This window comes from Streptomyces europaeiscabiei (genome assembly GCF_001550375.1).
In the GTDB taxonomy this organism is placed as follows: Bacteria; Actinomycetota; Actinomycetes; order Streptomycetales; family Streptomycetaceae; genus Streptomyces; species Streptomyces europaeiscabiei.
Genome location: NZ_LRTR01000021.1, coordinates 1 through 1063, shown reverse-complemented (window position 1 = coordinate 1063; position 1063 = coordinate 1). Strand labels below are relative to the sequence as shown.

The following is a 1063-nucleotide window of genomic DNA, read 5'->3' as shown; positions in this document are numbered from 1 at the left end:
CGGGCCGCCTCGCGGACGAGACCGGCGGCGCCGCCCTCGTCGCCGAGAACCGCCCCCCAGCCGCCGACCTGCACCGAGGTGCCGTCGGCGGACCGGCCGACGGCCACCGAACCGGTGCCCGCGACCAGGCCCACCCCCCTGTCGAAACCGGCGGCGGGGGCGAGCAGCTCGGCGTCCCCCACCACCAGGCACGGCACCTGAAGCCGTTCCTGGAGGGCGAGACGTATCCCCTCGCACTGCCGGGGTGTCTCGCAGGCGTGAGCACCGACGGCCACGGCGGACGGGAGGGTGTGTGGGGGCAGCACCTCCCCGACCAACGTGGCCAGCCAGGCGGCCGCGGCCGCCGGGTCGTGCGGCCGCCAGCCGCGGCTCGTACGGATGTGGTCGGCGACGGACTCCGTCCCCGTGACAGCACGGAGATGGGTCTTGGTGCCGCCCACGTCGATACCGACCGCGGCTGGCCCGGAGTCCTGCACGAAAGGCCTCTTTCGTCGTTGCGTTGCGATGGCGCAGCGACGGCTGGGCGAAGCCGTTCCTGGACACACAGGGTCTGTGGGGGTGCTAGGGAAGCCCCGGGACGGGCCTCTGCGGGTGCGGTAGGCGAGTACCGCTTGACTTCGTTAGGAAATTAACTAACGAATTAGGGTGCGTCAAGGGTTCGGACCCGGATACCGCACGACCGTGCGGCCGGATGATCGCGGTACGACTGGGGAGAGCATGCACCTGAGCGAGAGCGCCCGCGCTGTCTTCGCCGTACTGGCCGCGTCGAGCACCGCCACTCGCCCCCAACTGGCGACCGGGGCCCGCCTTTCCAAGCCGACCGTCTCCACCGCCGTGGCGGAGCTGGAGGCCGCCGGTCTCGCCGCTCGCTCCGGCACCCTCAACGGCGGAACCGGCAGGTCGGCGGCCGTGTACGACCTCGGGCTCGCCGCCGGCGCCGTACTCGCCGTCGACCTCGGCCCCAGCGTCACCCGGGTGCGGGTCTGCGGCCTGGACGGCACCCTGCTCGCCGAGGGCACCGGCCCGCGGGCGGACACCGTCGACGTGGTCGCGGAGATCGGAA

At 73.1% G+C, this 1063-nt stretch carries 2 pseudogenes; one reads left to right on the top strand and one right to left on the bottom strand.

What is annotated here, in order from left to right:
• Positions 1-476, bottom strand: a pseudogene (locus AWZ10_RS00840) (ATPase); the annotation flags it as partial.
• A gap of 241 nt (positions 477-717) precedes the next feature.
• Between AWZ10_RS00840 and AWZ10_RS00835 the strand changes: the two are divergent.
• Positions 718-1063 (top strand): annotated as a pseudogene (locus AWZ10_RS00835) (MarR family transcriptional regulator); the annotation flags it as partial.